Origin of the sequence: Paenarthrobacter sp. NPDC092416 (genome assembly GCF_044755025.1) — a bacterium.
Classification (GTDB): domain Bacteria; phylum Actinomycetota; class Actinomycetes; order Actinomycetales; family Micrococcaceae; genus Arthrobacter.
In genome coordinates, this window is sequence record NZ_JBIVQG010000007.1 from 198,671 (window position 1) to 214,457 (window position 15,787).

The following is a 15,787-nucleotide window of genomic DNA, read 5'->3' on the forward strand; positions in this document are numbered from 1 at the left end:
ATACTGGGTCAAGGCCGCTTCCGGAGACCAACGCCCCGCTGTGGCGCGAAGGATCCGCGTAGGGGGTTTCAGGGGACGGTGAGAAAGTCGATGACTTCTTCCACTCTGCCAAGCAGCGATGCTTCCAGATCTGAGTAGCTGCGAACTGCACCGAGCAGTTTTTGCCAGCCAAGGCCTACGTCCTCGGCAGTTTGGTGCGGCCATCCGAAGGCCTTGAGGATTCCGGTTTTCCAATCCATCCCGCGCGGTATCTCGGGCCACTCTTCGATGCCCAGGACCTTGGGCCTGATGGCTTGCCAGACGTCAATGTAAGGGTGTCCCACGATCAGGACGTTTCCGGAAGCTCCCGGCACGGTCATGGCGTCAGCTGCAATCCGGGATTCCTTGGACCCTTGAACCAAGTGATCCACCAGAATTCCCAGACGACGGTCCGGTCCGGGCGAGAACTCGGTGATCGCGGCCTTGAGGTCATCCACGCCGTGCAGTGGTTCGACGACAATGCCCTCCACCCGGAGGTCATCACCCCAAACTTTCTCGACGAGTTCGGCGTCGTGCTTGCCTTCTACCCAGATCCGACTCGCCTTGGCCACCTGGGCGCGCTGGCCCTGAAGGCGGACAGAGCCTGAAGCGGTGCGACCGGCTTGAACCGGGGAAGTTGCGGGTCTGGGCGCCGGGGGCATCAGCCGGATGGCCTGCCCCTCCAGAAGGAAGCCAAAGCCGAGCTGGAATGACTTGATCTTTCCCCGCCGGTCCTCCAAGGCAACGATGTGCATGCCGCCGGACTTCTCGACACGGACCACTTCGCCCACCCAACCGGACTGGACGTCCTCCAGGACCATGCCTCGTTGGACAGGAACCTCCGGGAGTTGGCGTTTGGCAGGAGCCGTCAGATCCTGGGGTCCCCAATTGTCGAAAGCCAAGGACTTCACACCATTTCGCACTAGGAATTCCCGCCGGAACGCAGACGCGTCCGGCCCCGCCGGAGAACTCTCCCGCGGGCGGTTTCAATGCTAACAACGGTCTGGCTCATACTAGACTTGTTAGCACTTGGGCATGTTGAGTGCTAAGTGAAGTCTTTGGAAGCAGGTCCATCAGTGCACAGCCATTGGGATCGGGCAGTCGTCAGGAGGTGTTGCCATGAGTGAGCCACGCAAGCTCGAAGTGCTGCGCGCCATCGTTGAGGACTACGTCCACTCACGTGAGCCAGTAGGCTCCAAAGCCCTTGTGGAGCGTCACCATCTGGGCGTGTCGAGCGCCACCATCAGGAACGACATGGCTGTCCTCGAGGAAGAGGGCCTGATTGCCGCTCCGCATACCAGTGCCGGCCGGATTCCCACGGACAAGGGCTACCGACTGTTCGTGGACCGTATTTCGCAGGTCAAGCCATTGTCGGCCGCGGAACGCCGGGCCATCCACTCCCTCCTCGAAGGACCTGATGATGTTGACGACATCCTGGAGCGAACCGTCAGGCTCTTGTCGCAGCTGACCAACCAGGTCGCCGTCGTGCAGTACCCACACTCCAACCGCGCCCTGGTACGGCACGTTGAATTCGTCCTGCTGGCCCCCAAGCAGGTGCTGGTTGTACTGATCGCTGACACGGGCAACGTTGAGCAGAAAGTCCTCGACGCCGGCACTGACGTCAGCAACGAGGCCCTCATGCTGTTGCGGGCCCGGTTCCTGGGCAGCATCGCGGGGACACAGTTGGCTCTGCTGCCCCAGGTGTTGCCATCGGTGGTAGCACTCTGCCCGCCGGAGCTCCGCGGCTTGGCGCAGACCCTGGCGCATGGTCTGCAGGCCCTCTGTGACAGCAGCCGCGAGGAACGGATCCTCATGGCCGGAACAGCCAACCTGGCTCGCTCCAATGTGGACTTCCCACTGAGCATCGGTCCGGTACTCGAGGCACTTGAGGAACAAGTTGTCATGCTTCGTTTGTTGTCCGATATGGGTGACGATCCGCGCGGCGTGACGGTCAGTATTGGCCGCGAGAATCCCTACGACGGATTAGCCGAAGCGTCCGTGGTGGCAACCGGCTACGGCTCGGGAGCCAAAGTAGGCATTCTTGGCCCTACCCGCATGGATTACCCCACCACCATGGCCGCCGTGCGCGCCGTGGCCCGCTACCTTTCACGAATTCTCGGCGGCTGAACAGTCACCCCGAGGAAACAACCGCAGTACAACCAGGAAGAGATACCGACTTTGAGCAGCCACTATGACGTTTTGGGAGTCTCACCGGAAGCCACCGGCGAAGAGATCAAAAAGGCGTACCGCAAGCTGGCGCGGAAACTTCACCCGGATGTTAACCCCGGCGAAGACGTCGCGGAGCAGTTCAAGGCCGTGACGCACGCCTACGAAGTGCTGTCCGACCCCCAGAAGCGTCGCGTGTACGACGCCACGGGTAACGAGAACGGCACGGACAACGGCTTCGGTGGCGGCTACTCGGGCCAGGGCTTTGCCTTCCAGGACATCTTCGATACCTTCTTCGGCGGAGGCGGCGGCCATGCAGGTCCGGCATCCCGGGTGCGCCGAGGCCAGGACGCCCTTATCAGCGTACGGATCGACCTCAAGGATGCCGTGTTCGGCGTCAACAAGAAGCTTGAAGTGGACACGGCGGTCATCTGCCCCAGCTGTGACGGCAGCTGCTGCCGCCCGGGCACGCACCCGGAACGCTGTGATATTTGTGGCGGCAGCGGACAGGTCCAGAGGGCGGTCCGCTCCATTCTTGGCCAGGTCATGACCACGGCACCCTGTGGCTCCTGCGAAGGCTTCGGTACCGTCATCAAGGACCCTTGCAACGAATGCAGCGGCCAGGGCCGTATCCGTAGCCGCCGCTCCCTGACTATCAAGGTCCCTGCCGGCGTTGCAACCGGGACGCGCATCCAGCTGTCAGGTCAAGGCGAAGCAGGTCCTGCCGGCGGTCCTGCCGGTGACCTCTACGTTGAGATTCGGGTCAACAACGATTCGATGTACATGCGCGAGGGCGACGACCTCCACGCCACACTGAGTGTTCCCATGACTGCCGCAGCGCTTGGTACCGAGCTGAAGCTTGAGACGTTCGACGGGCCACAGGAGATCGACGTGAAGGCCGGCACGCAGTCAGGTGAAATTATTACCCTGCGCGGGCTGGGCGTGAACCATCTCCGTGGCTACGGTCGAGGCGATCTCAAGGTCCACCTCCATGTTGAAACGCCCAGCAAGCTGGATCCGGCCCAGGAAGAGTTGTTGCAGCAACTCGCCAAGCTGCGCGGGGAGCAGTTCACGGAAGGCAAGCTCGTGGCCAGTGGCGGAATGTTCGCCAAGCTCCGGGACAAGCTCGGTAACCTGTAGCGGTGAGCAACCCAGTATTCTTTACGCCGGCCGGGAGCCTGGACGGCGTTGTGGCCGGCTCGGTCTTCGTCCTCGACGGCCCTGAAGCCAGGCACGCTGTTACGGTGAAACGGCTTTCGGTCGGTGAGTCCGTTGACATCGCCGACGGTGCGGGCACCCGGCTGACGGGCACTGTGTCCGAGGCAGGCGCAGGAGCCCTGTCGGTAACTGCATCCGAGGTGGTCTTCGAAGATCAGCCGGCTGTCCGCTTGGTGTTGGTCCAGGCGCTGGCCAAAGGCGACAGGGACGAACTCGCCATCGAAACAGCCACGGAACTGGGAATTGATGCCGTCGTTCCATGGCAGTCCGAGCGCTCGATTGTTCGCTGGAAGGCTGACCGCGCGGCCAAGGCGCACGCCAAGTGGCAGTCCGTGGTAGCAGCGGCAGCCAAGCAGGCGCGCAGGGCTTGGGTTCCGGAGGTTCGGCCGATGGTGGATTCCGCCGGGTTGGCCAAGGCTGTAGAAGGCGCGGATCTGGCGATCATCCTTCATGAGGATGCCAAGAATCCTTTGCGCGCCGTACTGCAGCAACAGATCCTGGACGCCAGCGGCAGCGCCCGTGAGGTCCTTCTGATCGTCGGACCCGAGGGTGGAATCTCGCCACGCGAGGTGACCCGTTTCAGCGATGCTGGGGCCGTGACAGCACTGTTGGGGCACCATGTGTTGCGGTCGTCGACGGCGGGACCAGCCGCCGTCGTTCTCGCCAGCGATGTACTGGGCCGCTGGTAGGGGCGTCGAACCTCAGCACGGCAGCCGCAGCTTAGCGGACGCTGAACAGCCTGGTGTCAATGTTGGTTTGGTTGGTGTCGCCTGATTCGTCCAGCTGGGTGACGCGCAATTCATACTTGCCGGCCTTCAGTGTCGCGCTGAAGGTGAAGACACCCAACTGGCCAGGTTCGCCGGTCGCTTTGGTCTGCCCGTTGAGGAGGCTTGTCTTTTCGCCGCTGCCGTTGTCGCGAAGGATTTGCCAGCTGACCGCCTTGGAACTGTCAGTGCTGCGCCCATTGAACTTGACCGCACCAGCGGGAAGGGAGACGTCTTCTTGTGGATCGATGATCCACAACGGGGCAACCAGCGAGGCATCCCTGGCCATGGGCTGGCCTAAACGGACTTGGCCGAACGCCATGTAGTCGGTATGGCCGTCAACCAGGATGACCACCTGGATCTGCTGGCCGGAGTTGATCAATCCTGAGGATGAAGCGGCCGCAGTGGCTGTGTACACGAGCTGCTGGACCGCACGCTGAGCCATGCCGGCATCCAGGTTGGAGTTGAAAGCGTCGCGGGAAATGTCCACCGTGATCACGTTCTTGCCGGAGATTGATGTTGCCAGGTTTCCGGGCTCTTGCCACGGAGTAAAGAAATCGTGATCCAGCGGCTTCTCGGCCATCATGATCCGGAGAGCAGTGGTGACAGGGTTCCCATCACCCGAGATATCACGGAATTCGCGGTAGAGGTAGACGTCTTCCTTGCTCCGTCCGATCCAGTAGACCGGGATCTTGGTCGACGCTTGGGTGGTCTCCAGCGGCGCATTACTGGCGGGGGCCTCCTGGACGGTGACGGCCGGCGTGCTTACGGCCGTCTGATTGGGGGCGCCATTGGCGATGCAACCTGTCAGCAAGAGGACAGCAAGCATCGCAGGCGCTGCGACGACGGATTTAGTCCGCGTCCGCACGCCCTTCTGCTTACCTGCTGACTGCGCGATCCTGTTTCCTTGCCTCGGGGACGGCCGTGGCCGCCAGCCCTGTTACACGGGGTCGTTTTTCACCCGTTAAGCCAGCTTGGCACACCCTCGACGGCGGGCGGTTGCCTTTCGGGAAACTGGCCCCAACTGCAACAGGATTGATATCGGCCTGATGCCGAGTTGAGACAAAATGCCAAGGACGATGACGCCTCCCCGAAGGACGACAGCAGATGCAGGGCCGGGCGCGTCGGGCTGGCGTAGGATTGAAGGCAATCCGGCACGCGTCCCGGCGAGATTGTCCAGGACGTATGTCGAAACGATGGACTAAAGGTCACGAACCGGAGGAGAACAGGCCACACGGCCAGCACTATGACTGAATCCCTGAACGGGCGGCTGAGGACCGGAAACGGTAACCCGGCCCCCACAGAGTTCCCGCACACCTTACCGGGCACGCGCACGGAAATCGTTACGTTCGACAATTCCGATCAGATGGTTCACTCATTGGGCAGCCATGATGAGGCGCTGCGCTACATCGAGGAACAGTTCCCGGAGGTCAACTTCCACGCGCGCGGCAATGAACTGTCCATGACCGGTCCGTCCATAGTCATCCCACGCATCATGCGGCTGCTTGAGGAAGTCCGCGGTCTGGTGGCCAAGGGAACTGTGGTGACTCCCGAGGTCCTCCAACAGCTGGTCTCCCTGTTGAGGACGCAGTCCGCCCAAAACCCGGTAGATGTACTGACGCACAACATTCTTTCCAGCCGGGGTCGGACCATTCGCCCCAAGACGTTGAACCAGAAGAATTACGTCGACGCAATCGACGCAAACACTGTGATCTTCGGAATTGGACCCGCAGGAACAGGAAAGACCTACCTGGCCATGGCCAAGGCCGTCCAGGCGCTTCAATTGAAGGAAGTCAGCCGGATCATCCTGACCCGCCCGGCCGTCGAAGCAGGGGAGCGGCTTGGTTTCCTCCCGGGCACCCTGAGCGACAAGATCGACCCGTACCTGCGGCCGCTCTACGACGCCTTGCACGACATGATGGACCCAGAGTCCATCCCGAGGCTGATGGCAGCTGGAACCATTGAAGTAGCACCCTTGGCCTACATGCGTGGGCGTACGCTGAACGACGCTTTCATCATCCTGGACGAGGCACAAAACACTACGCCGGAGCAGATGAAGATGTTCCTGACCCGCTTGGGTTTTGGCTCCAAGATGGTGGTCACCGGCGACGTGACCCAGATCGACCTGCCTTTTGGTGCAACCTCGGGCCTGAGGATCGTGCGCGAGATCCTCAGCGGAATTGACGACGTCAACTTCTCGATTCTCGACGCCGCGGACGTCGTCCGCCATCGCTTGGTCGCCGACATCGTCTCTGCTTACAGCAAGTGGGACGACGCCCACCGGACGGATGTTGCCGGTTCAAATCACAAACGCGGAGAACGTAAATGAGCATTGAAGTCAACAACGAGTCCGGCGTCGTGGTGGATGAAGCGCAACTGGTGACCCTGTCCCGCTTCATCTTCGAACGCCTGTACATCCATCCCCAGGCAGAGTTGTCCATTCTCCTGGTGGATGAACCCGCCATGGAAAAGCTCCACATCGAACTGATGGATGAGCCCGGAGCGACTGACGTTCTGTCGGTTCCCATGGACGAGCTCACACCGGGCACACCGGACAAGCCCACACCGCAAGGAATGCTGGGCGATATCGCGATTTGCCCGCAGGTTGCCGAGGTGCAGGCCCGGAACGCCGGTCACGCCACACAGGATGAAATGTTGCTGCTGACCACGCACGGCATTCTCCACCTGCTCGGTTTCGACCATGCCGAACCTGAGGAAAAAGAAGAGATGTTCGGTTTGCAGCGGGAACTGCTGTCTGAATTCCTGGGCAAAGACGCCCCCATGGAGACCATGCAGTGACCTCGATCATTTTGGTCGGCATGGCGTTTGTCTTTCTGAGCTTCGTCGCCCTGCTGACCGCAGCCGAGGCTGCTTTCAATTTCCTGCCCCGGCACGAAGCCGAGCAATCGGTAGTCCGGAGCAAGGGAAAGGCCTTGGGTAGTATCCTTCGAAACCCCGTGGCCCACATGCGTGCCTTGCGCTTTTGGAGGGTTTGGTTCGAGATGGCTGCGGCAGTCGCCGTCGCAGTTTTTCTTCATAACCTGCTGGACAACGTCTGGCTCGCGGGCCTTGCGGCGACTGGCATTATGGCCGTCATTGGCTTCGTGCTTGTTGGCGTCTCGCCCCGGCAGTTGGGACGCGCCCACTCGGGTCCGGTGGTGCGGTTCACGGCTCCGTTGATCAGGTTTCTTTGCTGGATTCTGGGGCCGATCCCTGCGTGGCTGGTCTCGCTCGGCACTCTTGTGGCGCCCGGTGCCCCGGGCGGCGATGATGCCTTCGTCAGCGAGGAAGAGTTCCGCGAGTTCGTAGACCGCGCCGCGGAATCGGACATGATCGAGGACAACGAGGCCGAGCTCATCCATTCCGTGTTCGACTTCGGAGATACGTTGGTGCGGTCCGTGATGGTTCCCCGCACGGACATCGTCAGCATCGGAACGGGCTCGGATTTGGAAGCTGCCATGGGGCTCTTCCTGCGTTCCGGGTACTCGCGGATTCCGGTGATCGGTGAGAACACAGACCAGATCCGCGGAATCCTCTACCTGAAGGACGTCGCTGCCGCCATGCATCGCGGCGAGGCAGGTCTTCAGCCACACGACGTCGATTCCCTCGCCCGTGAAGTCCGCTACGTTCCGGAATCCAAGCCGGTCAGCGATCTCCTGAAGGAATTGCAGCAGGAATCCACTCACGTTGCGATTGTCATCGACGAGTATGGCGGCACGGCAGGGCTGGTGACCCTTGAGGACCTCATAGAGGAAATCGTGGGTGAGATTGTCGATGAGTACGACGCCGCTGCGGAAGAAGCCGTGGATCTTGGCGATGGCACTTTCCGCGTGAGCGCCCGCATGAGCATTGATGACTTGGGCGAATTGTTCGATGTTGACTTGGAAGACGACGAGGTGGACACCGTTGGTGGGCTGCTTGCCAAGGCACTCGGACAGGTCCCCATCGTGGGAAGCTCCGTGGAAGTGAACGGCGTGTCCCTGAAGGCCGATAGGCTGGAGGGTCGCCGAAACCGGGTCAGCCACATCATTGCGGCAGCCATGCCAAAGGAAGACACTGACCTTGAAGACCTTCTCGACGAGGCCGACACAACGCAACAGGGAGTTCCACGTGAGCAAGCAAAATAAGAAGTTCGACGCCGATGACGCTTACGGTGGCTTCCACGCCGGATTCTCGGTCCTCGTTGGCCGGCCGAACGCCGGAAAGTCCACGCTGACCAACGCCTTGGTGGGCCAAAAGGTGGCCATCACGTCGGCGAAACCGCAGACCACGCGTCACACCATCCGTGGCATCGTGCACCGCGAGGACGCCCAGTTGATCCTGGTGGACACGCCGGGCCTGCACCGTCCGCGAACGCTGCTGGGCAAGCGGCTCAACGATCTCGTCGCGGACACCTTGTCCGAAGTCGACGCGATCGGGTTCTGCCTTCCGGCCAACGAAAAAATCGGTCCGGGCGACAAATACATTGCAGCGCAGTTGGCAGCCGTGGGACGCAAGCCCATTGTGGCGATCGTGACCAAGACGGACCTGGTTGACCGCCAGGCCCTCACCGAGCAGTTGCTCGCAGTCGCGGCTTTGGGCAGGGAAGTCCTGGGGGAGCAGGGATGGGCAGATATCGTTCCCGTTTCGGCCGCTGACGGGTTCCAGGTCAGTACTGTTGCCGATGTCCTCATCGGGCACATGCCGTCGTCGCCGCCTCTGTACCCGGACGGCGAGTTGACTGACGAGCCAGAGGCCGTCATGATCGCCGAGCTCATCCGCGAAGCCGCTTTGGAAGGCGTCCGCGATGAACTTCCGCACTCACTGGCAGTCGTGGTGGAGGAAATTGTTCCCCGTGAAGGCCGCACCGAGGACAACCCTTTGTTGGACGTCCGGGTTAACCTCTACGTTGAGCGGCCGTCGCAGAAGGCCATCATCATCGGCAAGGGTGGCAGCCGCTTGCGTGAAGTTGGCACCAATGCACGCAAGGGCATCGAGACGTTGCTGGGCACCAGGATCTACCTTGACCTGCACGTCAAGGTTGCCAAGGACTGGCAGCGGGACCCCAAGCAGCTGGTCAAGCTGGGCTTCTGACCGGCGTCATGGGGGCCGGCATGGATGGAGTCGATAAGGAACTTCCCAGAATCGGCCACTATGATTGCCGGAATCCACGTGTTTGACGAAAGGTAAACCGAATAGTGCGACGTCGTGACGCCCGCCCAGAGGGCACCGGCACCGCTGGCATCAGCGTGGCACGCCATGGTGAGGACGCCGAAGGCACCCCGCGCCACATGAACGTGCCCAAGGGACTTCCGCTCTGGCTCAAGATTGTTACCGGCGTTGTCTCGGTGGCGTTGGTTGCCGGCGTGGCTTTTGCGGCTTTCTGGTTCATCAGGCTCCAGTCCAACATCACCAAGGCGCCACTCACAGCCGGCGAAAGCCGCGACACGAGCGCCACGGTGGTCAACGACAAGTCCGACCGGCTGCAGATCCTGATTTTGGGTTCGGATACCCGGGATGGAAAGAACTCGCAGTATGGCAGCGCCGAGGACTCCACTGGATACGGCCACTCGGATGTCATGATGCTTCTGGATATTTCCGCGGACAACAAGCGTGTCAGTGTCATGAGCTTCCCACGCGACCTCTTGGTGGATGTTCCCCAGTGCACGGATCACACCACCAACCAGACGTACCCTGCGCGCAGGGGCGTCATGATCAACGAGGCAATGGCTGAGGCCGGCATCGGCTGTGCCGTTGACACGGTCAACAAGTTGACCGGCCTTGAGATTGACCACTTCATGATGGCGGACTTCAATGCGGTCAAGGAGCTTTCCAAAGCAGTGGGTGGCGTGGACGTCTGCGTTAGTGACCCCGTCTTCGACCCTGACTCCGGCCTGCGCCTGGCAAAGGGCAACTCGCTGGTCGAGGGCGAACAGGCTCTGGCCTTCCTTCGTACCAGGCATGCGTTCGGCGACGGCGGAGACCTTGGACGCATCAAGGGCCAGCAGGCATTCCTCTCGTCCTTGACCAGGAAGCTCAAGGCAGACGGAACGCTCGGTAATCCGCAACGGTTGCTCCAGATCGCCGACGTCGTGACCCAGAACCTGACGGTCGATGAAGGCTTGGCGGATGTTCCGTCGCTCCTGACCATTGGTGGCAGGTTGAAGGACATCGACGTCTCCAAGGTTGCGTTCGTTGCGGTTCCCACGCAGCCCGCCGCTGTTGACATCAACCGGCTGGAACTCGTGGAGCCGCAAGCGTCCCAGTTGTTCGCCGCACTCCAAGCGGACCTTGATCTCACAACACCGGGCGCCACATCCAGCCCCACGGCCACTCCGACGGGTTCGGCCACTGAGTCGCCGTCTGGAACGCCCACAACGGCTCCCCCTGCCGCGCCGGCATACAACAAGGCCATCCAGCCGGTGGCTGTTGCCAACGGCACTGGTGTGAGTTCGCGCGCACAGGAAATCATGGCCGTTCTCACAGGTGATGGGTTCACCCAGTCTGTGTCCTACCTGGCGAATCCGGTGGAGCAGACGGTGGTCTACTACGGCAGCGGGTTTGCGGACGTCGCTACGGATGTGGCCACGCTCTTGGGCATTCCTGCAGCCCAGGTCCAAGAGGCTCCGGGAGTCTCCGGCGTCCAGCTCTACATGGGAACCGACTTTGGTACCGGGACGAAGTACGGCTCGGCATCAGTGCCTTCGGATGTGGTCAACCAGACGGCGAATGATGCCGTCTGCCAGCAGGTCAACCCGCTGTACATTACTCAATAGCGACAAGCTGAACCCAACAGCGCCAACTTGGTTTAGGTCAAACAGTGGCCGGGCACCCCTCGCGGGATGCCCGGCCACAGTTTTACCAGATGCTGACGCGCTCCCCGGGCGCCATCCACATGCCATCTCCGTCGCTGATGGTGAAAGCCTCATGGAAAGCATCGAGATTGCGGGCTATGGCGTTGGTACGGAACTCATTGGGGGAGTGGGGGTCGGTGGCAAGCCTGCGGATTGCTTCCTCGCTGCGGATGACCTGGCGCCAACCGGCAGCCCACGACATGAAGAACCTCTGCTGTCCGGTGAAGCCGTCGAGGACTTCGGGCTCCGAACCGTTCAGGCTCAACAAGTAAGCCTTGTACGCGATCGTCAGACCGCCGAGGTCTCCAATGTTCTCGCCCAGCGTCAGCTTTCCGTTGACCTTGTGGTCCGGGGCCGCATAGGGGGACAAGGCATCGTACTGCGCAACGAGCTTGGCGGTGAGGGCTTCAAAGGCAGCCCGGTCTTGCTCGGACCACCAGTTCCGCAAGGCACCGCTGCCGTCAAACTGCGAACCCTGGTCATCGAAGCCATGGCCGATCTCGTGGCCGATCACTGCACCGATTCCGCCGTAGTTCACGGCGTCATCGGCATCTGCCGTAAAGAAGGGTGGCTGCAGTATTGCCGCCGGGAAAACGATCTCGTTCAGCATTGGGTGGTAATACGCATTTACCGTTTGCGGAGTCATGAGCCACTTGTTCAGATCAACCGGCTTGCCGACCTCGTCCAAGTGGCGGTCGACGTCGGCGTCATGCGCACGCTCCACGTTCCCCAGAAGGTCATTGGGGTCGATCACCACAGCCGAGTAGTCAATCCATTGGTCCGGGAATCCGATCTTCGGGCGGAAGGCGGCCAGCTTCTTGAGGGCTTCGGTTTTGGTTTCCTCGCCCATCCAGGTGAGTTCGGAGATGCTCTGCCGGTAGGCCTCAATCAGGTTGTCCACGAGGGACTGCATCCTGGCCTTGTGTCCGGCCGGGAAGTGCCGGTCGACATAGATCTGGCCGACAGCCTCGCCGAGTGCGGCCTCGACGACGGCGACTCCGCGCTTCCAACGCTCCTTGTTCTGTGGTGTGCCGCTGAGCGTTGTGCCATAGAAATCGAAGTTCGTGTCCACGAATTCCGAGGATAGGTAGGGCGCTGCGGAACTGAGGACCCGCAGTGCAAGCCATTCCTTCCACGTTCCCAGCTGCTCGGATTCGAGGAGTGCTGCTGCACCGGTGAAGAAGTCGGGCGTGCTGACGACGATTTCGCTCCGCTTGTCGGCGTCGATTCGGGCCGCCTCGAACCAGGTGTCCAGCAAGGGGAACAACTGGCGTCCTTCGTCCGCGGTCTTCAGGTTGTAGGTCTTCTGCGGATCACGCAAAGTGACGTTATCCCAGTGGTGGGATGCCAGCGCAGTCTCCAGCGCAACCACACGCCCGGCTGCACCTTCGGGGTCCGGGACGCTGGCGAGGCCCAGGAGTTTGGCGATGTACGCCTCGTAGGCGGTCACAATCGGTGCGAACTTTTCTTCCCGATAATACGACTCGTCCGGAAGCCCGAGGCCGCCCTGTCCGATGTAGAGCAGCACCCGTTCCGGGTTGCCCGCATCCGGTGCCGGGTAGATGGAGAACAGTCCTGATACATCCGAGCGGAAAAGCCGGCCAATCAATGCGGCCAACTGCTCCGTGGAGCCGACGGACGCGACCTCGTCCAGCCTTGCACGGACTGGTTCCCAGCCCTTGGCTTCCGCGGCAGCTTCGTCCATGAAGCTCGCGTAAAGGCCGCCGACTTTACTTTCGACGCCGGTCGCGGCCTCGCCCTTGCTGGCAGCTTCTTCAATGATCGCCTTGACGGCGAGTTCAGCCTCGTCGCGCAGAGCCGTGAACGTGCCCTCCAGCGGCCTGTCATCGGGAATGGTCGTGCTCTTGAGCCAAGCGCCGTTGACGTGCTGGTAGAGGTCGTCCTGGGGCCGGACGCTGTGATCGATATTGGAAAGAGTGATCCCCGACTGTGGCAATGTGGCTCCTTGGATGGGCGCTGCAGCCGGCGATGCCACCGACGCGGCGTCTGCATAGTGGACGTTGCATGAGGTGTTGCACTGTCATCATACGCACCGTGTTAGTGTGAACTTGTGCGCGCAGGAATGCTTCTTCTTAGCTGCCGCGGCGAGGCCTGATAAGCGATCTGACGCTGGGCCACCCTCGCCGCGGAGTTTCGTTGTGCCCGGCTAATCTTTCACTTAGATCTTAGAGAAAAGGCCACAACGTCATGCGTAATGCACAAAAGCCCTCCGGTATGCCGATCCACCGCTACGTTCCTTTCCAGGACCAGATCACCGTCGAGGTCCCGGACCGCACTTGGCCGGACAAGGTCATCACCAAGGCCCCGCGCTGGTGCGCCGTTGACCTGCGTGATGGTAACCAAGCCCTGATCGACCCCATGAGCCCTGCCCGAAAGCTGAAGATGTTCCAGCTGCTCGTCACCATGGGCTTCAAGGAAATCGAAGTTGGATTCCCCTCGGCCTCGCAGACTGACTTTGACTTCGTTCGTCAGCTGATTGAAGGCGGGCATATCCCGGACGACGTCACCATCCAGGTGTTGACGCAGGCGCGTGAGCACCTGATCGAAAGGACGTACGAGTCTTTGGTGGGCGCCAAGCAGGCCATCGTCCACTTGTACAATTCCACGTCCGTGCTTCAGCGCCGGGTTGTGTTCAACCAGGACGAAGACGGCATCCTGGACATCGCCTTGCAAGGTGCCAGGTTGTGCAAGAAGTACGAAGAAACCCTGACAGACACTCACATCACGTACGAGTACTCCCCGGAATCCTTCACGGGAACCGAGCTCGAGTATGCAGCCCGTGTCTGCAACGCGATTGCTGATGTCTTCGAAGCTTCCGCGGACAAGCAGGTCATCATCAACCTGCCGGCTACCGTCGAGATGGCAACACCCAACGTCTACGCCGACTCGATCGAGTGGATGCACCGTAACCTGCACCCGCGCGACGGCATCATCATTTCCTTGCACCCCCACAACGACCGCGGCACTGGCGTGGCAGCGGCTGAATTGGGCTACCTTGCCGGAGCTGACCGCATTGAAGGCTGCTTGTTCGGAAACGGTGAGCGCACAGGCAACGTTGACCTGGTCACACTCGGGCTGAACATGTTCGTGCAGGGCGTGGACCCCATGATCGACTTCTCCAATATTGACGAGATCCGTCGAACTGTTGAGTACTGCAACCAGTTGCCCGTGCCTGAGCGCTCTCCTTACGGTGGCGACCTCGTCTTCACTGCTTTCTCGGGCTCCCATCAGGACGCCATCAAGAAGGGTTTCGAAGCCCTCGAGAAGGATGCAGCCGCGGCCGGCAAGGAAGTCGATGACTTTACGTGGCAGGTTCCCTACCTGCCGATCGACCCCAAGGACCTCGGCCGCAGCTACGAAGCCGTTATTCGCGTGAACTCGCAGTCTGGCAAGGGCGGTGTCGCGTACCTGCTGAAGAATGAGCACAACCTGGACCTGCCGCGTCGTGCGCAGATTGAATTCTCTGGTGTCATCCAGCGCAGGACCGACGCCGTTGGCGGAGAAGTGAGCGGTGCGCAGCTGTGGCAGATCTTCCAGGATGAGTACCTGCCGTCGGACGAGGAACAGGCACAGTGGGGCCGTTACTCACTGGGAAGCGTCAGCACGGAGACCGACGAGTCCGGCGCAATGACCATGAACGCCAATCTGCGGATTGACGGTACGGAAGTTCGCCGCACCGGCCACGGAAATGGCCCCATTGCCGCGCTCCTGGACATCCTCCACCACGATGGCGTGGACGTGCGTGTTCTGGACTACAGTGAACACGCCCTGTCCGAGGGCGGCAGCGCGAGTGCAGCCGCCTACGTGGAATGTGCTGTGGGTGAACGCGTGCTGTGGGGCGTGGGCATTGACCCGAGCACCACCACGTCCTCGCTCAAGGCCTTGGTATCGGCCGTGAACCGCGCAGTTCGGGACGCCAAGGCCTAACAACCCCTGCCGTGTGGTGACGGGAAATACCGTCACCACACGGACCGGCGGTCCCTCCCGACTGCCGGCATGATGCGAAGATTAGTTGTGGCCAATCCATCTTTTGCTGCGCGGTCCTACCGCGACGATGCCGTGGTGCTTCGCACCCACAAGCTGGGTGAAGCTGACCGCATCATTACGCTGCTGACCAAGCATCACGGACAAGTCCGTGCGGTGGCCAAAGGGGTTCGCCGGACCAGCAGCCGCTTTGGGGCGCGCCTGGAACCTTTTATGGTGGCCGATCTGCAACTCATCTCCGGCCGCACCTTGGACATCGTGACCCAGGCCGTGGCCAAGGGGGCGTACGGGAGCAGCATTGCTGCGGACTACGGCCGGTTCACCGTTGCCGCCGCGATGACCGAAGCTGCTGAGAAGCTCACGGACGCCGACGCCGAATCAGGGACGGCGCAATACAACCTGCTGGTTGGTGCGTTGGCCGCCCTTAGCCGTTCGGACCATCCGCCTGAGCTTATTCTTGACTCATATTTGCTGCGCGCCCTGGCCACAGGTGGCTGGGCACCAAGTTTCACCGACTGTGCCCGTTGCGGAAGGCCCGGCCCGCACACAGCTTTTGCGGCTCCGATTGGCGGCATGGTGTGCGGCGATTGCAGGCCGCCTGGATCGCCGGCGCCCGCACCCGAAACGGTGGTGCTCCTCGGGGCACTTCTGGCGGGCGACTGGAATACAGCCGACGCTTCAGTTTCCCAGCACCGAAGGGAAGCGGCGGGCTTGGTGGCGAGCTATCTGCAATGGCATCTTGAACGAGCCTTGAAATCACTCAAACACGTGGAGCGAAGCTGA

The 15,787-nt window shown here is 61.3% G+C and carries 13 protein-coding genes; 10 read left to right on the plus strand and 3 right to left on the minus strand.

The features are described from left to right. Window positions 1-68 precede the first annotated feature (68 nt). Window positions 69-920 (minus strand): DUF3097 domain-containing protein, encoded by an 852-nt coding sequence (locus ACIQC5_RS14885; protein ID WP_400283702.1) that lies wholly within the window; start codon window positions 918-920, stop codon window positions 69-71. Window positions 921-1,137: 217 nt separating this feature from the next. Here ACIQC5_RS14885 and hrcA point away from each other — a divergent pair, with 217 nt between their 5' ends. The 3 genes from hrcA to ACIQC5_RS14900 are packed head-to-tail and all read left to right on the plus strand — an operon-like array spanning window position 1,138 to window position 4,091. Beyond that, entirely contained in the window at window positions 1,138-2,145 is a 1,008-nt protein-coding gene (hrcA, locus tag ACIQC5_RS14890) for a heat-inducible transcriptional repressor HrcA (protein ID WP_400283705.1), read from the plus strand. Between the two features lie 51 nt (window positions 2,146-2,196). Then, on the plus strand, window positions 2,197-3,324 hold the full coding sequence (gene dnaJ, locus ACIQC5_RS14895; RefSeq protein ID WP_400283708.1) for a molecular chaperone DnaJ: 1,128 nt from the start codon (window positions 2,197-2,199) through the stop codon (window positions 3,322-3,324). 2 nt (window positions 3,325-3,326) lie between these two features. Next, entirely contained in the window at window positions 3,327-4,091 is a 765-nt protein-coding gene (locus tag ACIQC5_RS14900; protein WP_400283711.1) for a 16S rRNA (uracil(1498)-N(3))-methyltransferase, read from the plus strand. 31 nt (window positions 4,092-4,122) lie between these two features. Here the strand turns inward: ACIQC5_RS14900 and ACIQC5_RS14905 are convergent, their stop codons facing one another. Further along, window positions 4,123-4,995, minus strand: coding sequence for a GerMN domain-containing protein (locus ACIQC5_RS14905; RefSeq protein ID WP_400283893.1), 873 nt, complete (start codon window positions 4,993-4,995; stop codon window positions 4,123-4,125). A 417-nt stretch (window positions 4,996-5,412) separates the two neighbouring features. On the opposite strand from ACIQC5_RS14905, the gene ACIQC5_RS14910 reads away from it, so the two are divergent. The 5 genes from ACIQC5_RS14910 (at window position 5,413) to ACIQC5_RS14930 (ending at window position 10,921) form a co-directional block, all read left to right on the plus strand. Next, entirely contained in the window at window positions 5,413-6,495 is a 1,083-nt protein-coding gene (locus ACIQC5_RS14910) for a PhoH family protein (protein ID WP_400283713.1), read from the plus strand. Next, on the plus strand, window positions 6,492-6,965 hold the full coding sequence (gene ybeY / locus ACIQC5_RS14915; RefSeq protein WP_400283716.1) for an rRNA maturation RNase YbeY: 474 nt from the start codon (window positions 6,492-6,494) through the stop codon (window positions 6,963-6,965). Before ACIQC5_RS14910 ends, ybeY begins: the two co-directional genes overlap by 4 nt. Next, window positions 6,962-8,293, plus strand: coding sequence for a hemolysin family protein (locus ACIQC5_RS14920; RefSeq protein ID WP_400283719.1), 1,332 nt, complete (start codon window positions 6,962-6,964; stop codon window positions 8,291-8,293). Before ybeY ends, ACIQC5_RS14920 begins: the two co-directional genes overlap by 4 nt. After that, window positions 8,277-9,239, plus strand: coding sequence for a GTPase Era (gene era / locus ACIQC5_RS14925; RefSeq protein ID WP_400283722.1), 963 nt, complete (start codon window positions 8,277-8,279; stop codon window positions 9,237-9,239). The genes ACIQC5_RS14920 and era overlap by 17 nt, the downstream gene beginning before the upstream one ends. Window positions 9,240-9,343: 104 nt before the next feature. Continuing rightward, on the plus strand, window positions 9,344-10,921 hold the full coding sequence (locus tag ACIQC5_RS14930) for an LCP family protein (protein WP_400283725.1): 1,578 nt from the start codon (window positions 9,344-9,346) through the stop codon (window positions 10,919-10,921). A gap of 82 nt (window positions 10,922-11,003) precedes the next feature. Here ACIQC5_RS14930 and ACIQC5_RS14935 read toward each other — a convergent pair whose 3' ends face one another. Then, on the minus strand, window positions 11,004-12,956 hold the full coding sequence (locus tag ACIQC5_RS14935; RefSeq protein ID WP_400283728.1) for a M13 family metallopeptidase: 1,953 nt from the start codon (window positions 12,954-12,956) through the stop codon (window positions 11,004-11,006). A 251-nt stretch (window positions 12,957-13,207) separates the two neighbouring features. Here ACIQC5_RS14935 and leuA point away from each other — a divergent pair, with 251 nt between their 5' ends. Continuing rightward, complete coding sequence (gene leuA, locus ACIQC5_RS14940) at window positions 13,208-14,947, plus strand: 2-isopropylmalate synthase (protein ID WP_400283731.1); 1,740 nt, start codon at window positions 13,208-13,210, stop codon at window positions 14,945-14,947. Between the two features lie 87 nt (window positions 14,948-15,034). Further along, window positions 15,035-15,787, plus strand: a complete 753-nt coding sequence (recO, locus tag ACIQC5_RS14945; RefSeq protein ID WP_400283734.1) for a DNA repair protein RecO — start codon at window positions 15,035-15,037, stop codon at window positions 15,785-15,787.

What these genes read in the sequence shown, in the direction of transcription:
- ACIQC5_RS14905 (WP_400283893.1), bottom strand. Translation starts at nt 4,995, where the DNA reads ATGCTTGCTGTCCTCTTGCTGACAGGTTGCATCGCCAATGGCGCCCCC.
- leuA (WP_400283731.1), top strand. Translation starts at nt 13,208, where the DNA reads ATGCGTAATGCACAAAAGCCCTCCGGTATGCCGATCCACCGCTACGTT.
- hrcA (WP_400283705.1), top strand. Translation starts at nt 1,138, where the DNA reads ATGAGTGAGCCACGCAAGCTCGAAGTGCTGCGCGCCATCGTTGAGGAC.
- ACIQC5_RS14910 (WP_400283713.1), top strand. Translation starts at nt 5,413, where the DNA reads ATGACTGAATCCCTGAACGGGCGGCTGAGGACCGGAAACGGTAACCCG.
- ybeY (WP_400283716.1), top strand. Translation starts at nt 6,492, where the DNA reads ATGAGCATTGAAGTCAACAACGAGTCCGGCGTCGTGGTGGATGAAGCG.